Genomic DNA, 20386 nt, shown 5'->3' on the forward strand with positions numbered 1-20386 from the left:
CACTTAACAGCCTAATTTGGGCAGTTAACCAATCAATAACTTTTATTTTACATTGCAACCTAAACTATAATTGCGATGTATTAGTTGGTCACACTATTAAACAACAAAGATACTGCCTTGATTAATAGGTAGTAGGAGTATTTATGAAACGAGAACAATGGGGCTCCAGAGCCGGATTTATATTAGCAGCCGTTGGCTCAGCTATCGGTTTAGGTAATATTTGGCGCTTTCCATATATGGCGTATGAAAATGGCGGCGGTGCCTTTTTCATTCCTTACCTGTTTGCGATGCTAACTGCCGGTATTCCATTTATGATCATGGAATTTGGTTTAGGACATAAGTACCGTGGTTCTGCACCAAAAACATTAGCGCGCATTGGCGCAAAGTATGAGTGGTTAGGTTGGTTTCAAGTCATGATCGCGGCGATTATTGCCGTTTATTATGTGGCTGTTATCGGTTGGGCTATCTCTTATTTGGGTATGTCATTCACCCAAAGTTGGGGCGCTGATACCAATGCGTTCTTCTTTAGCGAATACCTTAAGCTAGGTGAAAACTCACCGACTAACCTCGGCAGCTTCCAATGGCACATTGCTCTGCCAATGGTATTAGCTTGGGCTATCTCATTTGCTGCTATCAATGGTGGCGTTAAAGCCGGTATTGAACGTGCTAGCAAAATAATGATGCCGCTACTGTTCATTATGGTTATTGCCCTAATTGGCCGCATGGTATTCTTACCTGGCGCATTAGACGGTTTAAACTATTTGTTCCAACCAGATTTTAGCAAAATAATGGATCCGAAAGTTTGGTCTGCTGCTTACGGCCAAATCTTCTTTTCGCTAAGTGTTGGTTTTGCAATCATGATGGCCTACTCAAGTTATTTACCTGAGAAATCAGACATCAATAACAATGCTGTCATGACAGTACTGATTAACTGTGGTTTCTCTATTGTGGCCGGTATTTTGATTTTCTCAATCTTGGGTTATATGGCTCAAGAACAAGGCAAGCCATTAACTGAGGTAGTTACTGCCGGTGTTGGTCTAGCGTTTGTTACTATTCCGGCGGCCATTAACTTATTACCTGCACCTTACATTCTTGGTCCAGTATTTTTCTTCGCCTTAGTCGTTGCGGGTTTAAGCTCACACATCTCAATCTTAGAAGCGGTCACATCAGCCTTTATCGATAAGCTAAACTGGTCACGTAAGAAAGCGGCGGCTATTGTTTGTGGTTCAGGTCTTGTTATCTCAATGGCGTTTGCCACCAACGGTGGTTTATTGTTGCTTGATTTAGTCGATTACTTCATCAATAACATTGCACTACTAACCAGCTGTATTATTGAATTAGTTATTGTCGCTTGGTTATTTAAGTTGTCTGATATCCGTAAATATGTCAACGATATTTCTGATTTCAGTATTGGAACTTGGTTTGAAATTTGCCTGCGCTTTATTAGCCCAGCAATTCTAGCGATCATTCTTGGTACTAATATCTACAAAACGGTCACTGAAGGTTACGGCGGTTACGCAACTTTTGAATTGGTGATTTTAGGTTGGGGCTTAATCGCTGCAATGTTTATCGTTGCAGTTGTCATCAACAAATCATCTCGTGTTAATAACGAATCAAACTAGGAGTATTATTATGACTACCAGCGCAATTTTTATGATGGTTTTTGGACTTGGCATTACATGGGGCGGTGCCGCTTTGTGTATTCGAAAAGCCATGAAAAGTAGCAAGTAACTTGCTGCTTAACAATTCTTAATTTTACAGTAACTTGTTAATAAAAAGCGGATAGAGATATCCGCTTTTTTTTGCCCTGATTATCACGAGTTTATTACTTGTATCACTCAAATTAACCACTTATGCTATTTTAATGCAATCTCATTAAAGGAATAGCTATGTCGGAACCGGATCCCTTATTACAACCCTTTTTAAGTCAAGTAAACCAAAGCATCGCCTTAGCTAAAAAAGACAAGGTAAGCTTAACGCCAGCCTTGATGCGTGCCAATTTTTCAGTAATGGCAGCACTTGCAGGGCAAGGACCAACGTTAGAGCAAGTATATGATAGTCAGCTCGCCGTCAGTGATCGCCATATTAAGCTTAGGATCTATGTACCCGACTTAACCAAGCCTCTCGCTGTGATGATTTATTTTCATGGCGGTGGTCATATGGTTGGCAGCGTTGAGTTGTATGATCCTATTTGTCGCCGCTTAGCACAGACTAGCCAAGTTATTGTGGTAGCGGTCGAATATCGCTTAGCGCCAGAACATCCCTACCCTAGTGCAATCAACGACGGGGTTGAAGTTTGTCGCAACTACCAAAGTATATTGAGTACACATCAACTCTCTGGCAAGCTCATTGTTGCCGGTGATAGCGCCGGCGGAGCCATGGCAGCCACGTTAGCACAGCGTAGCCAAACCGATGCACAGCTGCAAATTGACATGCAGGTATTAATATACCCCAGCCTAGATTACAGTTTAAGTAGCCAATCATATCAAGATAATGGTCGTGGTTATTTATTAGAAACGGACAAGATACGCTGGTATTTCAGCCATTACTTTCAGCACAATGAAGATCCTAAAGCGGTGTCACCTTTATTTAGGCCAATCGACCAACGATTGCCACCGACTTTAATTTTAAGTGCAGGTTTTGATCCCTTACGCGATGAAGCACATGCCTATTTTGATAAGCTCACCAGCGCCCAAGTCACCTGTGAAATATATCAGTTCAAGCACATGATCCATGCGTTTATCAATCTTGATAGCTTAGTGCCTAGTCAGTGCCAGGCATTATATCAGCGGATATCTCGGTTTGTTAACAACCCGAGCTGACGCGTAGTTAGGATTAAAAATAGTGCTAATAGCCCCCATACAGATGAAGTGCCACCAGATGACGTTTCCGGCTGCAAGGTATTAATATCCGAAGTATCTGTCGCTGGAGTCTCGACTTCAGGAGTTTCAACCTCTGGAGTTTCGATTTCAATTCGGCTCAACAAAATTTTTGCTGTCGTGCTATCGGGCGCTTGATCAAAAACTTCCATTTTAAAGCCGACCGGGCTTAAAATCACCCCCGATTCAGGCTGCTTTGAGTTACTATAATCATCAGTATCTAAAAAAATCGCGACATTGTCAGTTGAATTATCCTTAGATCGCGGCAGCTGCTGATATCTGCCAAAGGCGGCATCAGCAATTTGTTTCAATGAATCTCCACCAGTAATAAAATTTTGATCAGCATCAATCACCGCTAACATTCCATGTCCTGGATGTTCTTCGACTTGATTGTCAGAATAGTTACTGTCACTAAGCCACATTAATATGCCTGGCGAGTAATGTTCACGCGCTAACGAACTGTCCAACTCATTGTGACTGCGCAATTGAATATAATAGGCTTGTGAGTCACGTAAATAACTCGAACCGATAATATCAAAACCGTTAAGTGAAATATCGTTGCTGGCCGAATCACTAGACTCAGCACCAGCGAAAAACTCCTGATTGCTTGCACTGACAATATTAATGTTGTCAACGACAAAACCAAAACCACCCACTGCAAAGTCAGTGACATGTTTGATTGTAATCGTTACCTGCTGGCCAGCGTACGCGCTTAAATCAAACGTTAAAGACCGCCATTGATTACTGGTAGATGTGCCCGTTAAAATATGTTGCAGCCCTGCTAAATCACCAGTACCGCTAGCGGTGTATTGATTGGCGGCTAGTGGCTGGTCATTAGCCATAACCTGAACATAATCATAGTTTTGTTCAAGCTCCCATTGCGCCTGCATGCTTAAACTACTGCTTGAGTTAGCCGCGATTGCTACCGTAAACGATAACTCGCTGGTCGATAAGTTTTTATGTTTAGAAAAATACTGATAACTACCTTGATAAGGCGTTTTAAATGCTTGTGACTGCGGTGACAAATTAACCTTAATTTGATTGATGCCCGCCCCATGATTTACCGCTTCCACCAACGCAATCTCGGTCACGGCCTGCGTTAAATCGCTGGCATTGATTTGTTGTTGATTAATCCAGTTGCCGCCATAGGCAGCTTGCAAAGTATCGCGTGCTAACGGACTAAAAGTAACAGGTTCAGTACCCGCTATCTCGCCAAGCCAAGTACCAGCCGCCATCACCGACCAATTAGCCACAGGCGCGCCAACTGTACTATTATCAGTATCGTATTCATCTAACAAACCAAGATCATGTCCAAACTCGTGAGCCACTACCCCAGCGGCTGCATCGATCGGTACAATAGTAAACCCCTCAACTTTAAGCGAACTGCCGATCACAGATTGTGGAGAGCTGCCCACCGCAAATCGCTGCGACCAAATAGCGTTTTCTCTTAATACCCCACCACCGGCTTCTTCGCCAATGCTTGAATGAAACACCATAATGTGGTCAACCACACCATCGGGCTCCCAGTAATTACCATCGTCATCAAAATCGTCAGGATCCTCGAGATCATAATCAGCTAAATTAACTGTCCCTTGAGCGACTGCAGCATTGACCGCTTCAAGCACTAATTCAGCAACATTTCCTTCATCACCGCTGCCATAATAACTGGCATTATGACTGGCGGTATACCAACCAAAAACATTACCTTCAAAACTAAAACTATTACCAGATTCTTGATCAAAATATTGGGCCACTGACAGTAAGTTATCGCCGATGTAATCATCAGGTCCGGAGTAACCCGATGAAGAAAATAACATCTCGTTATAATGTGCCGGCGTATAAGTGTTATAAAACATCTCGGTATCATCTGCTATCAGTCGATTATTGTTATAAGGCAAATCGGGAAAGTCGATTAATAACACCAGTACATTGACCTTAACGTTATTAGTCACCGGTGCTTTAGCTAACGCACGAACCTGAACTGATTTTACTTTAGAGACTGGCGGTACCACACGCAGCGGCAATCGTTTGGTTGTCGTTGATGACTGATAATTTTTATTATGGTCGTTGATGTATTGAGTTACTGCGGCATTAATAGCGTCGTCGGAAGCATCTTGTTCAAGCTCGTTTCGCTGTTTTAGCCAATAAGCAATTCGTTCATGATTGATTAATACTGGATCCGCGGCCATCGACTGCGATACGGCAGCAGCCTCACCGGTTAAAAAAAACAAACAGAATAAGAGTGACGGTGACTTTATCGAATTAAAATTCATTTACGATCCTTAACTAACGGCATTTTTTATGCAATATACGTTGTTTTTTATTAATATATTCTCTGACTAATCGCTCTTGTTGCTCACGACTAAGTGTAGGATCAATCTCGTCTGCATTAATTAACATCGTCCTTATTTTGTCCATATCACGGACCGGTGGTGAGAAACCACAAGCAGGCCTGAGCTTATCAGTTTTTTTTATCGCTGAAGAACTGCCCACAGATTCGGTTACATTCGGACTAACTTGGGCCTTACTGAGCGGTGTTGTCACTTCAGCTTGAGAGTGATTTTCTACCGCACTGCACGCCGACAACAAAAAACAAGCGATTAAACCCGTCATATTAAATTTCATTATAAACTCTTTATCCAATTTCTTACCTAAAGTCTCGCGCGCTAATATAGCACTATCACTTTGTAATTGAGACTTATTACTGTTAACCAGCCTAGATACTGCTCAAATTATAGCTGCTGGAGCATATTACGTAGTATTACTTAGTCAAAATACGTAGTCATGCCAATAACACCTGTCCGCAACATTAGATACTATCAACTAGCAAACTAGCTACCTATTAATAACAATAAATTTACAATTAGATGTAACTATAAATAAACGGAGCGTCACCATGAAATTTAATAAAAAAGCACTCGTTGTTGCAGTACTTGCAGCAACAACTATTGCTGCACCTGCAATAGCTGCCGACAAATTATTACTAAAAACGCCAATTGCTTTTGGCTCACACTTACCAGCCTTAGGTACCCCTATTAAATGGGTTTCTGAAGAGTTGAAAGTGATTAGTGGTGGCAATCTGAAAATGAAAATTTATGAGCCTGGCAAACTAGTGGGTGCCAAAGAAATTCTTGATGCGGTTTCTTCGGGCAAAGTAAACTCTGGTTATGCTACGGCGGGTTACTGGCAAGGTAAAATTCCTGCAGCTTCTTTATTTTCAGCAGTACCTTTTGGCCCAGAAGCGGGCGAGTACATGGCATGGATGTATTACGGTAATGGCCTAAAGTTATATCAAGAAATGTATGATCAAGCCGGTTACAACGTACATGTTATTCCATGTGCCATTATCTCGCCTGAAACATCTGGTTGGTTCAAAAAGCCAATTGATAAGCTAGAAGATCTGCAAGGTCTTAACATCCGTTTCTTCGGCCTTGGTGCTAAAGTAATGGAAAACTTAGGAGTTGGTACCGTTCAATTACCTGGTGGTGAAATCTTCGGCGCACTTGAAAAAGGTGCAATCGATGCTTCTGAATTTTCACAACCTGCGATAGATCAATTGTTAGGCCTGCACAAGATAGCTAAATTCAATTACTTCCCTGGTTGGCATCAACAAGCCACGATCTTCGAACTGTTGATTAATGGTGATACTTGGAAAAAAATGGACAAAACCCAGCGTTCACTTGTCAACACCACGTGTAAAGCGTCAATGGCGCAGTCAATTGCCGAAGGTGAAGCATCACAATTTGATGTCATGAAAGGTTACGCTGACAAAGGTGTTGAAATCCGTTACTGGAGTGATGAAATGTTAGGTCACTTTGAAAATAGCTGGAATGAAGTGGCTGCAAACATGAAAAAAGAAGATAAGTTCTTTGATAAGGTTTACACCGATTTATCTCAATTTAGAGCCAACTATGACTTATGGGAAGAAAACGCTTTCTTACCTCGTAAAACTCGTTAATTGTTAGATATATAGTCTGGCCTCAATCTTTGAGGCCTTTTTTTGTTCAGGACGAACGTAAGCCATTTTTCTAAAGGACTTGTTAGTGGCGATATTTTTTGGAGAAACATTGTGAATAATATCAAGATGCAGCCGCCAGTGCCCATCGCTGATGCTCTCGACAACTTTATTAAGAAAGTTAGTCACTCGGTAGCCTGGGTTTATGTTTTACTCATTCTTGTGATTATTACCCAAGTTTTCTTGCGTAAAGGCTTTGCCAACGGCCAAATCTGGCTCGAAGAGTTACAGTGGCACTTGTATGCCATTGGAGTAATGTTTGGTTTGGCTTATGCGCAAGTCAATAATGCGCATGTCAGGGTTGATTTACTCTATTCAAATTTCAGTCAAAGAACCAAATATATTATTGACATTATTGGGGTGCTATTTTTCGTACTTCCCTTTATCTACATTGTATTTATCCATAGTTTAGATTTTGTGGCCGATGCTTGGCGTACCGGCGAGTCATCTGAGTCACCTTCGGGTTTGCCGTTTCGATGGTTAATTAAATCAGCTATCCCCTTGAGCATGGCATTTTTCGCATTATCGAGCATTTCGCGTCTGATTAGAGACACGACGTTATTGCTACGAGGAGATAAATAATGGATATAAATCAAATATTAGTACTGTCGATGTTCGGCAGTTTTATCTTGCTATTGTTTACTGGTATTCCCGTAGCCTATGTTCTGGCGGGTGTTGGCGTGCTGTTCACTTTTGTCGCCGGTTATTCAGACGAACACTGGGACTCAATGACCGGACTCGATTTCCAAACCTTGGGTTTAATCGTTAATCGTGTCTATCAAATAATGGGCAATTGGATTCTCGTCGCGCTGCCGATGTTCATTTTCATGGGCATCATGTTAGACAAATCTGGCGTGGCCGAGCGTTTAATGATCTCAATGCAAGAGTTATTTGGTCGAGTTCATGGCGGTTTAGCCATTACGGTAACCTCGATTGGTATTATCTTAGCTGCTTCAACTGGCATCATCGGTGCATCAGTCGTATTACTGGCAGTGATGTCATTGCCGGCAATGCAAAAGCAAGGTTATTCTAAAACCTTGGCTTTGGGCACGATAGCGAGTGCGGGCACCTTAGGCATTCTAATTCCACCAAGCATCATGCTGGTGATCATGGCTGACCAACTTGGGTTAAGTGTTGGCGATCTGTTTATGGCCGCGGTCTTTCCTGGTTTGATGTTAGGTTTGTTATATATTTTGTATATTCTAATCGTCGGTATGGTTAACCCAAAAGCAGCACCTATTCCTGCAGATGCTAAGCCGGTGACATTCGCAACCGTTGTTAGAGTGCTCAAAGCTATTATCCCAACGCTGCTATTAATTTTTAGCGTGTTAGGTTCAATATTTACCGGTATTGCCACCCCAACAGAAGCGTCAGGCGTTGGCGCATTGGGCGCAACTCTTTTGGCAATGTATAACAAAAGGTTCAGTTTTAAAGTACTCAAAGATGTAATGCACAACACCATGAATACCACCTCATACATCTTTGCCATATTTATCGGTGCGAGTTTGTTCTCTTTAGTGTTACGAGAATTAGGCGGCGATGAAGTGATTGAGTCTTTCCTAACTGGCCTTCCTTTTGGTCCTTACGGAATCATAGCCTTTATCTTGTTAGTGGTATTTTTCCTTGGCTTCTTCCTTGATTGGATTGAAATCACCTTAATTGTATTACCTTTGTTGGCACCGGTTATTGGCGCGTTAGATATTGCTATCAATGGTTATGGCGTGGTCGACGACCCTAAAATGGTCTGGTTTGTAATGCTCGTTGCCATGACACTGCAAACCTCCTTCTTAACCCCCCCCGTCGGCTTTGCCCTGTTTTATTTAAAAGGCGTTTGTCCGCCAGATATCAAGTTGATTGATATCTACAAAGGTGTAATGCCGTTCATTGGGTTGCAATTATTTGCCTTGGTCCTCTTAATATTCTGGCCAGAAATAGCCTTGTGGTTGCCCGCAATCGCTTATTCCTGATAGCTTATTGCTAACTTCTGATAATTAAGACTTTAACTACGCCAATCATATTGATTGGCGTTTTTCGTTATGTTAAGCCACACGTACAATTAAGTAGCGTTGTTATTTTATCAAACTCCTGAACGTTCGATTTGTTATGAGCCTAGATCCAACTTAGCTGCGAGCTGACAATATTTTTACGCTGGAATTAGCAAGATCTGAAAATATAATATCAATAGCAATAGCTGCATTGCTAACGCAAGGTTTCAAGTCTTGAACCCTTTTATATCTGTGTCGATACTCCGATGCTGGCCCTATTATCACGGGCTAACACATTAAAATTACATCTTAAAATAATACCGTAAGATCAAAAAAGCCGGCATCGAAGTGCCGGCTTTATATCGCACAACAAATATTTAGAACATGTCGTTAGGCAGTGCCATTAATGTGCTAACACCAGATTTAACTGCGCCGATATGTGCTTGTTGACGAGGTAATAAACGGGCAAAGAAAAAGTCAGCCACTGCTAGCTTACCTTCATAAAACGGATTATCGTCACTTTGCTGCTCTTTAGCCGCAGCAACTGAGATTTTGCACCACATAAACGCGAACGCGGTATATCCGAACGCATTTAAGTAGTCGACAGCGTTACCATTTAGTTCATTACCATCACTGGCGCGATCTAAGATAATATTAGTTAATTGCTCCAACTCTTCTAGTGAACTGCTCAATTGAGTAAACATCGCTCTTAAACGGCTAGTATCGCTCAAGTCACTTTGCTCAAACTGCGCGATTTCTTCGCGAATATCTTGAGCAAAAACAGCAAAATCTTCGCCTTTATTCATTGCAACTTTACGACCAATTAAATCGAGTGCCTGAATGCCGTTGGTGCCTTCATATATCTGCGCAATGCGCACGTCACGCACGAGTTGTTCCATACCCCATTCACGAATATAGCCATGTCCACCATAAACCTGCTGTCCTAACACCGTAGATTCCAAGCCTAAGTCAGTGAAAAATGCCTTTGCGACCGGTGTCAGTAAAGCAACTAACGAATTGGCTTTAACAACGGCAGATTTATCATCACTAAATTTTACAATATCTAGCTGCTTGGCAATATACAAGGCAAAAGCTCGGCTCGCTTCATTGTTCGCCCGCGCTGTTAACAACATTCGGCGGACGTCACCATGTACAACAATTGGGTCGGCAGCAAGCGTTGGATCTTTTAGCGCGCCAACACCGCGGCTTTGTAAACGCTCTTTGGCATATTCAGCCGCACCTTGATAGGCCATTTCACCACAACCAATGCCTTGAATACCAATCGACAGACGTTCATAGTTCATCATGGTAAACATGCAGGCGAGGCCTTTGCCAGCATCACCAACTAAATAACCCTGTGACTGATCGAAATTCATCACACAAGTTGCCGAACCTTTAATGCCCATTTTATGTTCTATAGAACCACAACTGACATTATTTCCCGTAGTTAGCTTGTCATCTTCAACATTGATTTTAGGCACTAAAAATAGCGAAATACCACGCGCACCTGGTGCTGCATCCGGTAATTTCGCCAGTACTAAATGAATAATATTTTCATTTAAATCTTGATCACCACCCGTAATGAAAATTTTGGTCCCACTAACTTGGTAACTTCCATCTCCATTAGGAACAGCTTTAGTTCGAATAAGTCCTAAATCAGTGCCACTATGAGGTTCGGTTAAACACATCGAGGCAGCCCAACGACCACTGTATAGCGAAGGCAGGTATTTTTCTTTGAGTTCATCGCTACCATGGGCATTAAGTGCTAAACATGCACCAGAAGATAGCGCTGGGTATAACGCGAATGAACAATTGGCGGCATACATCATCTCATCAAACAAGACACCCAACATTTTAGGCATGCCCATGCCACCAAACTCAGGATCACCACACAACCCACTCCAGCCACCTTCAGCAAAGGTCTTGTACGCTTCTTTAAAGCCTGCTGGTGTTGTTACCACCCCATTATTCCACTGAGCACCTTCTTCATCACCACTACGGTTTAAGGGCGCAATAAGATCGGAAGCTAATTTACCAGCCTCTTGTAAAATAGCTTCGGCCGTATCAATATCAACTGTTTCATTTAGCTTTGGGATACCCTGCCACAAAGTCGAAACATCAAACACCTTATTTAGTAAAAAACTCATGTCGGTTAGCGGTGGCTTAAATTCAGTCATTGGGTGATTCCTTAAATAATTAGACGTTGGGCTAAACGCCCTTTTAAAACATACGTTTTAATTTATACCAGAATAAGCAACGAATGTTAACTACTGTTGGTAACTATTTAACATTTGGCCATAAAAAAGCCCGTTGCATTGCAACAGGCTTCAATTATCAAACGAATACTCCAATATTTAGAGTAATGAGCTATTAATCTGCTGCAACACTTGCGCAGGAGTTGTTGCTTGCGTAATAGGTCGACCAATCACTAAATAATCACTGCCAGCCTGCACTGCTTGCAAGGGAGTCATAATACGTTTTTGATCGCCAACCGCGCTACCAGCGGGTCTAATACCCGGAGTAACTAACAAAAAGTCCTGACCAAGTTCAGCTTTTAACCGAGTAGCTTCTTGTGCCGAGCACACTACGCCATCAAGACCACAGTCTTTAGCTAAAGTCGCTAACTTGGTCACATGAGCAGCTAAGGTAGTTTCAACGCCAATTAAGGCAAGTTCCGACTCTTCCATACTGGTCAGCACGGTGACAGCAATCAGCAATGGTGCTTTGTTACCATAAGGTTGCAGAGCTTTAGCTGCCGCCTTCATCATGTTAGCGCCGCCAGTTGCATGAACATTAACCATCCATACCCCAAGTTCCGCAGCTGCAGTAACGGCTTTAGCGACCGTGTTAGGAATATCATGAAATTTTAAATCAAGAAAAACGTCGAATCCCATACCAACCAATGTTTTGACAAAGTCAGGGCCAAAATAGGTAAACATTTCTTTGCCTATTTTTAAGCGGCAGCTGTCTGGCGAGATAGTTGCGACAAAGTCGAGTGCCTGTTGCTGATTATCAAAATCAAGTGCTACTACAACTTTCGATTGGTTACTCATGGTATTCCTCTATAAATTATCTAATTACTAACGTTAAGATTGACTGCGGGAAAGTGTGATAAGGCTGGAGTTAGTCACCATCGATCCCGCGAATTGGCTTTATCGTGCCCCATGCTAGGCATGAAGGACATTGCCAATGAATATTTTTTGCTTCAAAGCCACAACCACGACAGCGATAAGCGGGTTTTATTTTTAGCTGCTCACCAACGAGCAAATTTAAATGTTGCAGACTCTCTTTAGCACGGCCATCTTCGGCGTCACTAAGCTGATAATTCATCAGCTCATAAAAACCTTTAATGCTTGGTTTATCAACCAAATGATCGGTAATTTCCTGTTCAACCTGTTGCTGCGATAACGTCGGGCGCATAATCTCAATTTTAGCTAATAATGTTGCGATGCCCGCACCTTTTTGCAAGGCGTCATCGAGCTTTTGAATCAGGGTTTGTTGTTGATCTCGGCGTTGGTAACATTCGATAAACAGCGGCAGTACTTCTCGAAAATAATCAATGTCTTGCCCCAACAGTTGGTCGAGTAATAGCTGACAATCTGTTAATTGATTGCTGTCGAGATAAATTCGCCCAATCGCCAATCGTGCTCGAATACAGTTTTCGTCAGTTTTGAGTGCCTGTTTTAAATAATTTAAACAGGTTTTTTGCTCTGCAGAGCTGTCTGCCAGCTCGCAATAAAAATGTGCCAATGAAACTTTAACCACATGCTGGCCACGATTTATTAATTGCTTGGCCACAGCAACGGCCTTATCCCATTCTTTGGTCGATTGATAAATTGACAGTAAATGACCTAAAGACTTATCACCATAAGTCTCACTACTGGCTAGATCAGAAAATAAATCCAGACAGCGATCAATCAAACCCGCTTGCAAATAATCATGGGCTAATTCAAAGAGCGCCGTTTCATGGTGCTCTGGTGATAATGAGGGGCGAGCCAATAAATTTTGATGAACCCGGATAGAACGGTCAATCTCGCCTCGTTGGCGAAATAACTTTCCTAAGGCAAGATGAGTTTCAATAGTATCTTTGTCGACTTCAACCAAAGCAATAAATTGATCGACCGCTTTATCGGGCTGGTCAGACAATAGATAATTTAGTCCTGCAGAATAACTTTTGGAATAGTCTTTAACATCGCGCTGATGTTGATGACCAGCACTGCGCCGGCCCATGTACCAACCATAAGCTGCCGCTACAGGCAGCAAAAGAAACAGCAGTTCAAGCATTAGTCAGCAATTTTTCCTTTTGTAGTGCAACGTCTTTTTCAGCTTTAGTTAACTTTTTGGTGGTCGATTTTAATTTAAATTTAACCCCAAGATACAGCGAATAAAAAATACACCAACACAATAGGAATCCGGACAAAAAGGCGACGCCAATAACCGTACTAACGTTAAAAGAGCCTTGAGCAATCAAATAATTAATCGGTACAGTGGCGGTATTGCTGGTACTAAAAATCATTGCCGCAGCAAAAAATATCACAACAATCAAGGTTGCAAAAATTGTTTTCATAAACTCTCCTGTGATCTATCCTCGTCTAATAGCTTTCATTATCTAAGAAAACATCCGAAATCGCTAGCAAAGAATATGATTTCTTTATGAAGTTATACCAATTACATTAAATTTATGATCTTGTTGTGCGTGGATAAAATTAATTCAGGCAAGGCGCTCGATTGAGTAATAGCGAGCTATTAGGAATGAGAGCAACGCCCGATTAATGGGTTTTATCAAGCACAGGTGGTCACTTAATTAATGGGATTGGTATTATTAAACTTGAGTACCGGATAAGCGAATTTGTCCAGAACTCGGGTTGTTAAAATTGACGCAATAAAAAAGCAGCCCTAAGGCTGCTTTTTAATACGACGATGCATTAAATTTTAACAATTTTATGCATTAAGACTGGCATTGACTCGTTCTCGTAATTCTTTACCAGGTTTAAAGTGAGGAACGTATTTCGATCCTAAATCCACTGTTTCACCTGATTTTGGATTACGTCCTACACGAGGAGCCCGGTAATGTAACGAAAAACTGCCAAAGCCACGAATTTCAATTCGATCGCCTTCAGATAGCGTATTTGCCATCAAATCCAGCATTTCTTTGACGGCTAATTCGATATCCTTTGCCGACTTGTGTAGTTGTTTCAGTGCTAATCTTTCGATTAATTCCGACTTAGTCATAAACCTTCCTTATCGCTATACCATGATAGATGTTACGAAGTTAAGCTAAAAAGCTGTACTTCGCAACAGTTACTTCACGTATTAGTCACGGTTTGCTTTCTTGAACGCGTCTGCCATTGCGTTAGAAGAGAAGCTATCATCGGCTTTATTTAGGTTATCAACTGCAGATTTCTCTTCAGCTTCATCCTTAGCACGGATTGACAAGCTAACAACGCGGTTTTTACGATCAACACCAACGAACTTAGCTTCAACTTCTTGACCTTCTTTAAGCTCAGTAGAAGCATCTTCAACACGGTCACGTGAAATATCAGCAACACGGATGTAACCTTCAACGCCTTCAGCTAGTTCAATTGTAGCGCCTTTAGCGTCAACCGCTGTTACCTTACCATTAACAATAGCACCTTTTTTGTTGTCTGCTAGGTAGTTATTGAACGGGTCGTCTTCAGATTGCTTGATACCAAGGCTAATGCGTTCACGCTCAGCGTCAACTGCAAGAACAACAGCTTCGATTTCGTCGCCTTTAGCGAATTCACGAACTGCGTCTTCACCAGAAACATTCCAAGAAATGTCAGAAAGGTGAACAAGACCGTCGATGCCGCCGTCAAGACCAATGAATACACCGAAATCAGTGATTGATTTGATCTTACCAGAAACGCGATCGCCTTTAGCGAACTTAGAAGAGAACTCTGACCAAGGGTTAGCGATACATTGCTTAAGACCTAGAGAGATACGACGACGTTCTTCGTCGATGTCAAGAACCATAACTTCAACAGTATCATCCAAGCTAACAACTTTGCTTGGGTGGATGTTTTTGTTAGTCCAATCCATTTCAGAAACGTGTACTAGACCTTCAACGCCTTCTTGAATCTCAACGAAACAGCCGTAGTCAGTTAAGTTCGTTACGCGACCAGTAAGCTTGGTGCCTTCTGGGAAACGACCAGCGATTGAAACCCATGGATCTTCACCCATTTGCTTAAGACCAAGAGATACACGAGTCTTTTCACGATCGTACTTAAGTACACGAACGTTGATTTCATCACCAACAGTAACGATTTCGCTTGGGTGCTTAACACGTTTCCAAGCCATATCAGTAATGTGTAGTAGACCATCGATACCGCCAAGGTCAACGAACGCGCCGTAGTCAGTAAGGTTCTTAACAATACCTTTAACTTCAAGACCTTCTTGCAAGCTTGCAAGTAGTTCTTCACGTTCTGCACTGTTTTCAGTTTCGATAACTGCGCGACGAGAAACAACAACGTTGTTACGCTTTTGATCAAGTTTGATAACTTTGAATTCTAGTTCTTTGCCTTCAAGGTGAGAAGTATCACGAACTGGACGAACGTCTACTAATGAACCAGGTAAGAAAGCACGGATGGTGTTAACTTCAACAGTGAAACCACCTTTAACTTTACCGTTGATAACACCAACGATAGTTTCTTGCTCTTCGAAAGCCTTCTCAAGAACACCCCAAGACTCATGGCGCTTAGCTTTTTCACGAGAAAGTTGAGTTTCGCCGAAGCCATCTTCGATAGCATCGATACAAACGTCAACGATGTCGCCAACAGATACTTCAAGTTCGCCAAGAGCGTTTTTGAATTGTTCAGCTGGGATTGGGCTTTCTGATTTTAGACCTGCGTCTACAAGTACAGTACCACGTTCGATACGGATTACAGTACCTTTAACAATAGCGCCAGTGCGAGTTTCTAGTTGTAACAGAGACTCTTCGAATAGTTGAGCAAAAGATTCAGTCATGTTTTAAATTCACATTTTCAATCCATCGACGCAATCCGGCGACAACGGGGTTGTTAATTAATACTCTTTCATCCTTGAATGAGTAATTAGGTTTTTTTAACCAGCTCGATTAAAATCGAAAGAACCAGCTGCGTGTTTAATCACAACAGATAATACTTCGTCAATCGTCAAGCCAGTCGAATCCACAACAAGTGCATCATCAGCGGGAACTAACGGAGCCACAACACGGTTGCGATCACGTTCATCACGCTCATTAATTTCACTTAAAAGGGAATGAATATTAGCATCAAAGCCATTTTCTTGCAACTGTGCAAAGCGGCGTTCGGCACGCTCTTGAGCGCTGGCGGTTAAAAATAACTTGACCGGAGCGGTGGGGAACACCACCGTTCCCATATCACGGCCATCTGCAATCAAGCCATCAGCCGTTAGAAACGCTCGTTGACGGCGTAATAACGCTTCACGAACTCGGGGAAACGCCGCTACTTTCGATGCCGCATTACCAATTTTTTCACTGCGAATTTCGCGTGAAACGTCTTCACCTTCGAGCACCACTTTGATCGAACCATTTTCACTGGCAAAACGGACATCAAGATGCCCAGCCAATGGCGTCAGTGCTTCTTCATTATCAAGTTCAACATTATGATGGATAGCTGCCAAGGCGAGTACGCGATAGATAGCACCACTGTCGAGTAATGGCCAACCGAGCTTATCCGCTAGTAAGCGCGCGATGGTTCCTTTGCCAGCGCCACTAGGACCGTCAATAGTTATTATAGGCAAAACAGCCGCCATACCTTGCTCCTTTTGTTGTCTGCAGCAGCGCAAGGACCCAATGTTATTTTTTTGTTATAGGTTGCGCTGCAAATTTCGCGGCAAATTCTACAGCACAAATGTCGCTGAGGATACGATTAACCAAAATTTAATCACTTTCGTGACTAACATTTCAGTCATATAACTTATTTATTTGCCACAAACAGCACTAAAGCATTCAAAATATGTCGGAAATGTTTTCGACGTGCAACCGGGATCATTAATGGTCACTGGCGTATCACTTAACGCCACTAATGAGAAACACATCGCGATTCGATGGTCATTATAGGTATCAATTGCCGCTTCGGTCAGTTGAGTCGGTGGCGTAATGCTAATGTAGTCATGCCCTTCATCAACTATAGCACCTACTTTTCGTAATTCGGTGGCCATCGCAGCTAAACGATCCGTTTCTTTTACCCGCCAGTTATATATATTACGGATAGTGGTAGTGCCGCTGGCAAATAGCGCGGTGGTGGCAATTGTCATTGCCGCATCAGGAATATGGTTCATGTCCATATCAACAGCCTGAAGTTTACCTGCTGTTACCGTAATTGAATTAGGCTGCCACGATACTTTTGCGCCCATTTTCTCCAACACATCGGCAAATTTTATATCGCCTTGCACTGAATCACTGCCAATACCGGTAACGGTAACGCTACCGCCTTTAATGGCAGCAGCGGCCAAGAAATAGCTGGCTGATGAAGCATCACCTTCAACATGTAATTCACCAGGCGCGATATAAGTTTGACCACCTTTGATATGAAAGCTTTGCAAGTTTTTATGGCTGACTGCAATGCCAAATTTTTGCATCAGATCAAGAGTGATTTCAATATAAGGTTTTGAAACCAGTTCACCGACAATTTCAATTTCTATATCGCCTTGAGCTAAAGGTGCCGCCATTAAGAAAGCGGTTAAAAACTGACTTGAAACCGTACCATCAATCGCAACTTTACCGCCCTTTAAGCCAGTACCTTTGATGGTTAGCGGTGGAAAACCATCGAAATCATGGTAGCTAATATCGGCGCCCATTGCAGTAAGCGCTTCAACTAGACTGTCGATTGGCCGTTCTGACATCCGCGGTTCACCCGTTAAGGTGAAAGTGCCTTGGCCTAAACATAAAGCGGCACACAAAGGTCGCATGGCCGTGCCGGCATTGCCAAGATACATTTCGCAGTCGCCATTAAAATCAATTGGCCCACCATTACCTTCGACAATACACTCGCTGCGATCGTCAGATAATTGGTATTTAACATTAAGAGTCGTTAACGCATCTAACATGTGACGGATATCGTCACTGTCGAGCAAATTCTTAATATGGGTTGTCCCTGTAGCCAGCGCGGCTAATAATAAAGCACGATTCGACAGACTTTTAGAGCCAGGTAAATTGACGGTGCCATTGACAGATTGAATCGGTTGAAGCGTTAGGGAATCCATACATTTCCTCGGGTTATCAGTAACTACAAAGCCAAACATAATGCCAGTGTAAGGCGGCTGTGCCAATCCCTTAATTGAACTAACTTATACTAATTAACTTATCGCCCATTGTTCGTCTATTTACTCAGCAGCCTTAAGTACAAACCTCGCCATGCCGCGCTTAGTCTTTAGCCAGGTTTAAGCTGGTTAAAAGACAGCTAAGTCGCTCGACTAAATACCAGCAGACTAACAAGGAACTTAGTTGAAATAACGCTCTATTTGTCATAACTTAGAGTTAAATGTATTGGCTCTGTTCACCTTAAATGTAGCTAGCTTTACAACTAATTGAAAGTGTTGGTGTTTGATAAAGCAAGCTTGAGCAGCATGGATGCTGGTCCGGAGCCTCCACGGATGGATTTACGGCGACTTGCTGTTCAAGTGGCAACACTTTAGTACAACAGAGCCAAATGTATTGGATCTTTATCTTACTTGGAATGTTATGTTAAAAGATGTAAAAATCACCCGAAAGTTTCCAATGGTTATGATCTCACTGGCGCTGCTATCGGCTATAGCTACCGGGGTCATTGCTTTTATTAATACCACTGACAGCATGAAACTAGCGGCTCAAGAAAAATTAGTGGCGCTGTTAGAATCGAGAAAGTCTACCTTAGAGCAATATTTCTATAATATAGAACATAAAACTAAGTTTCATGCCCAAAGCCCACTGGTCATTAATGCCTTAAATGATTTCAGTATCGCGTGGAACAAACTGCCGCCAACACGAGAACGTTATTTACAGCAATTGTACATTGAGCGTAACCCTTATAAAGCGGGTCAAAAAGGTGCCTTGTTATCGGCAACTGATAGCAGCAGGTATAGCCAAGTACATTACCAATATCATCCTATTTTTAAAAATATGCTCGAAAGTCGCTCTTTTTACGATTTCTTTTTAATCGATACCAACGGCAACTTGGTTTACACCGTCAACAAAGAATCCGATTATGCCACCAATCTTTTAACCGGTCCTTGGCGCAGTACCGAGCTTGCGTCGGTATTTAAACAGATAAACGCCAAGCCTGAAGTTGGCAAATTAATCTTTGCCGATTTTACCACTTATGCCCCAAGTGGCAACAAACCAGCCAGCTTTATTGGGGCCTCGGTATTTGATCATCAACACAATTATCTGGGCGTTGTTATTTATCAAATGCCGATTGAACCACTCGATAATATTATGCAAGTTACTGCGGGCATGGGCTCAACCGGGGAAACTTATTTAGTCGGCCAGGATTTATTACTGCGCAGTAACTCTCGATTTTTAACCAATCGCAGTATTCTGGTTAAAAAAGTCGAAACCAGCTCAGTGGTTCAAGCACTGCAAGGAAGAAGCGGCATTGACATTATCAGCGACTATCGCAATATCTCAGTTTTTTCTGCTTATACTCCGATTGATTTTCTGGGGACACGTTGGGCAATGTTGGTTGAAATTGATCACGCTGAAGTTATGCAGCCGGTTTATACCTTAAGCAACTTTCTATTAATCAGCGGCGTGCTGATAGCATCCGTTATCTGTTTACTGGGTTATTTACTCGCCACTGATATTTCGCAACCGATTGTCGCCATGACCCGAATGATGGATAAGCTGTCAAATAACGAGCTTGCGGTCAATATTTCGGTCAACGACCGTAAAGATGAAGTTGGATTAATGGCTAATGCCTTAGTCATTTTTAAGAAAAATGCGATCGAACGTTCTAATTTACACCAAGAATTACGCCATGTAGTGGATCACGACAGCTTAACAGGCCTTAAAACCAGAAAATATGCACTTGATATTTTACCAAGCTTAATGAGCCAAGCTCAGCAAAGCGCGACGCGAGTAGTGTTAATGTTTATCGACCTTGATGACTTTAAGCTCATTAATGACACCTACGGACATCATGTTGGCGATAAAGTACTAACTGATGTGTCAGACAAGCTAACCAGTTGTGTCCGTCAAGATGATGTGGTGGCAAGAATTGGCGGCGATGAGTTTTTGATCATATTGTCCAAAGTGACGACATTACAAGACAGTCACCATATAGCACAAAAAATTATCGCTTCAATCGAAGTATTGCTGCCTGTGCCAGGCGATGATACTAAATTGACCTTAAGCATTGGCATGTCGGTTTATCCCGACGATAGTCTCGACATGTCGCAACTAATGCGTCATGCCGACAGTGCGATGTATCAGGTCAAAGGCCAAGGAAAAAATAGCTTTAATTACTACAATCAAGCCCACCTCGACCAAAGTTAAGCTAAGCCCTATT

General features: G+C 42.3%; 17 protein-coding genes. 7 read left to right on the forward strand and 10 right to left on the reverse strand.

The window, feature by feature from the left end; all coding sequences use genetic code 11:
* Nucleotides 1–143: 143 nt before the first annotated feature.
* The 3 genes from HRU23_13780 (at nucleotide 144) to HRU23_13790 (ending at nucleotide 2822) form a co-directional block, all read left to right on the forward strand.
* Entirely contained in the window at nucleotides 144–1622 is a 1479-nt protein-coding gene (locus HRU23_13780; protein NRA55208.1) for a sodium-dependent transporter, read from the forward strand.
* A 10-nt stretch (nucleotides 1623–1632) separates the two neighbouring features.
* A complete protein-coding gene (locus HRU23_13785) occupies nucleotides 1633–1731 on the forward strand; it encodes a MetS family NSS transporter small subunit (GenBank protein NRA55209.1) in 99 nt (32 codons plus the stop codon).
* A 158-nt stretch (nucleotides 1732–1889) separates the two neighbouring features.
* The gene (locus HRU23_13790) at nucleotides 1890–2822 is read left to right on the forward strand and encodes an alpha/beta hydrolase (protein ID NRA55210.1); all 933 of its coding nucleotides are present in this window, start codon (nucleotides 1890–1892) and stop codon (nucleotides 2820–2822) included.
* Here HRU23_13790 and HRU23_13795 read toward each other — a convergent pair.
* Both HRU23_13795 and HRU23_13800 read right to left on the reverse strand, forming a co-directional pair.
* On the reverse strand, nucleotides 2786–5152 hold the full coding sequence (locus HRU23_13795) for an immune inhibitor A (protein NRA55211.1): 2367 nt from the start codon (nucleotides 5150–5152) through the stop codon (nucleotides 2786–2788). The genes HRU23_13790 and HRU23_13795 overlap by 37 nt on opposite strands.
* Nucleotides 5153–5165: 13 nt before the next feature.
* Entirely contained in the window at nucleotides 5166–5504 is a 339-nt protein-coding gene (locus HRU23_13800) for a hypothetical protein (protein NRA55212.1), read from the reverse strand.
* Between the two features lie 271 nt (nucleotides 5505–5775).
* Between HRU23_13800 and HRU23_13805 the strand changes: the two genes are divergently transcribed.
* From HRU23_13805 to HRU23_13815, 3 genes are all read left to right on the forward strand, one after another.
* Nucleotides 5776–6837 carry a TRAP transporter substrate-binding protein gene (locus HRU23_13805; protein NRA55213.1) on the forward strand — a complete coding sequence of 354 codons (1062 nt, stop codon included), beginning with the start codon at nucleotides 5776–5778 and terminating at the stop codon, nucleotides 6835–6837.
* A 126-nt stretch (nucleotides 6838–6963) separates the two neighbouring features.
* Nucleotides 6964–7476: a TRAP transporter small permease subunit gene (locus HRU23_13810; protein NRA55214.1), complete on the forward strand. Its 513-nt coding sequence runs from the start codon at nucleotides 6964–6966 to the stop codon at nucleotides 7474–7476.
* Nucleotides 7476–8861 carry a TRAP transporter large permease subunit gene (locus HRU23_13815; GenBank protein NRA55215.1) on the forward strand — a complete coding sequence of 462 codons (1386 nt, stop codon included), beginning with the start codon at nucleotides 7476–7478 and terminating at the stop codon, nucleotides 8859–8861. The genes HRU23_13810 and HRU23_13815 overlap by 1 nt, the downstream gene beginning before the upstream one ends.
* 395 nt (nucleotides 8862–9256) lie before the next feature.
* On the opposite strand, the gene HRU23_13820 is transcribed toward HRU23_13815, so the two are convergent.
* From HRU23_13820 to aroA, 8 genes are all read right to left on the reverse strand, one after another.
* Complete coding sequence (locus HRU23_13820) at nucleotides 9257–11056, reverse strand: acyl-CoA dehydrogenase C-terminal domain-containing protein (GenBank protein NRA55216.1); 1800 nt, start codon at nucleotides 11054–11056, stop codon at nucleotides 9257–9259.
* A gap of 177 nt (nucleotides 11057–11233) precedes the next feature.
* A complete protein-coding gene (pyrF, locus tag HRU23_13825; GenBank protein NRA55217.1) occupies nucleotides 11234–11932 on the reverse strand; it encodes an orotidine-5'-phosphate decarboxylase in 699 nt (232 codons plus the stop codon).
* Between the two features lie 70 nt (nucleotides 11933–12002).
* Nucleotides 12003–13163 (reverse strand): lipopolysaccharide assembly protein LapB, encoded by a 1161-nt coding sequence (gene lapB, locus HRU23_13830; GenBank protein NRA55218.1) that lies wholly within the window; start codon nucleotides 13161–13163, stop codon nucleotides 12003–12005.
* Nucleotides 13156–13446, reverse strand: a complete 291-nt coding sequence (locus tag HRU23_13835) for a LapA family protein (GenBank protein NRA55219.1) — start codon at nucleotides 13444–13446, stop codon at nucleotides 13156–13158. Before HRU23_13835 ends, lapB begins: the two co-directional genes overlap by 8 nt.
* A 374-nt stretch (nucleotides 13447–13820) precedes the next feature.
* Nucleotides 13821–14111 carry an integration host factor subunit beta gene (locus HRU23_13840; GenBank protein NRA55220.1) on the reverse strand — a complete coding sequence of 97 codons (291 nt, stop codon included), beginning with the start codon at nucleotides 14109–14111 and terminating at the stop codon, nucleotides 13821–13823.
* An 81-nt stretch (nucleotides 14112–14192) separates the two neighbouring features.
* Entirely contained in the window at nucleotides 14193–15863 is a 1671-nt protein-coding gene (rpsA, locus tag HRU23_13845; GenBank protein NRA55221.1) for a 30S ribosomal protein S1, read from the reverse strand.
* A 96-nt stretch (nucleotides 15864–15959) separates the two neighbouring features.
* Nucleotides 15960–16652, reverse strand: coding sequence for a (d)CMP kinase (gene cmk / locus HRU23_13850; GenBank protein ID NRA55222.1), 693 nt, complete (start codon nucleotides 16650–16652; stop codon nucleotides 15960–15962).
* Between the two features lie 168 nt (nucleotides 16653–16820).
* The gene (gene aroA / locus HRU23_13855; GenBank protein ID NRA55223.1) at nucleotides 16821–18104 is read right to left on the reverse strand and encodes a 3-phosphoshikimate 1-carboxyvinyltransferase; all 1284 of its coding nucleotides are present in this window, start codon (nucleotides 18102–18104) and stop codon (nucleotides 16821–16823) included.
* 478 nt (nucleotides 18105–18582) lie between these two features.
* Between aroA and HRU23_13860 the strand changes: the two genes are divergently transcribed.
* On the forward strand, nucleotides 18583–20373 hold the full coding sequence (locus HRU23_13860; protein ID NRA55224.1) for a diguanylate cyclase: 1791 nt from the start codon (nucleotides 18583–18585) through the stop codon (nucleotides 20371–20373).
* Nucleotides 20374–20386: the final 13 nt, after the last annotated feature.

Source organism: Gammaproteobacteria bacterium, from assembly GCA_013214945.1.
In the GTDB taxonomy this organism is placed as follows: domain Bacteria; phylum Pseudomonadota; class Gammaproteobacteria; order Enterobacterales; family Psychrobiaceae; genus Psychrobium.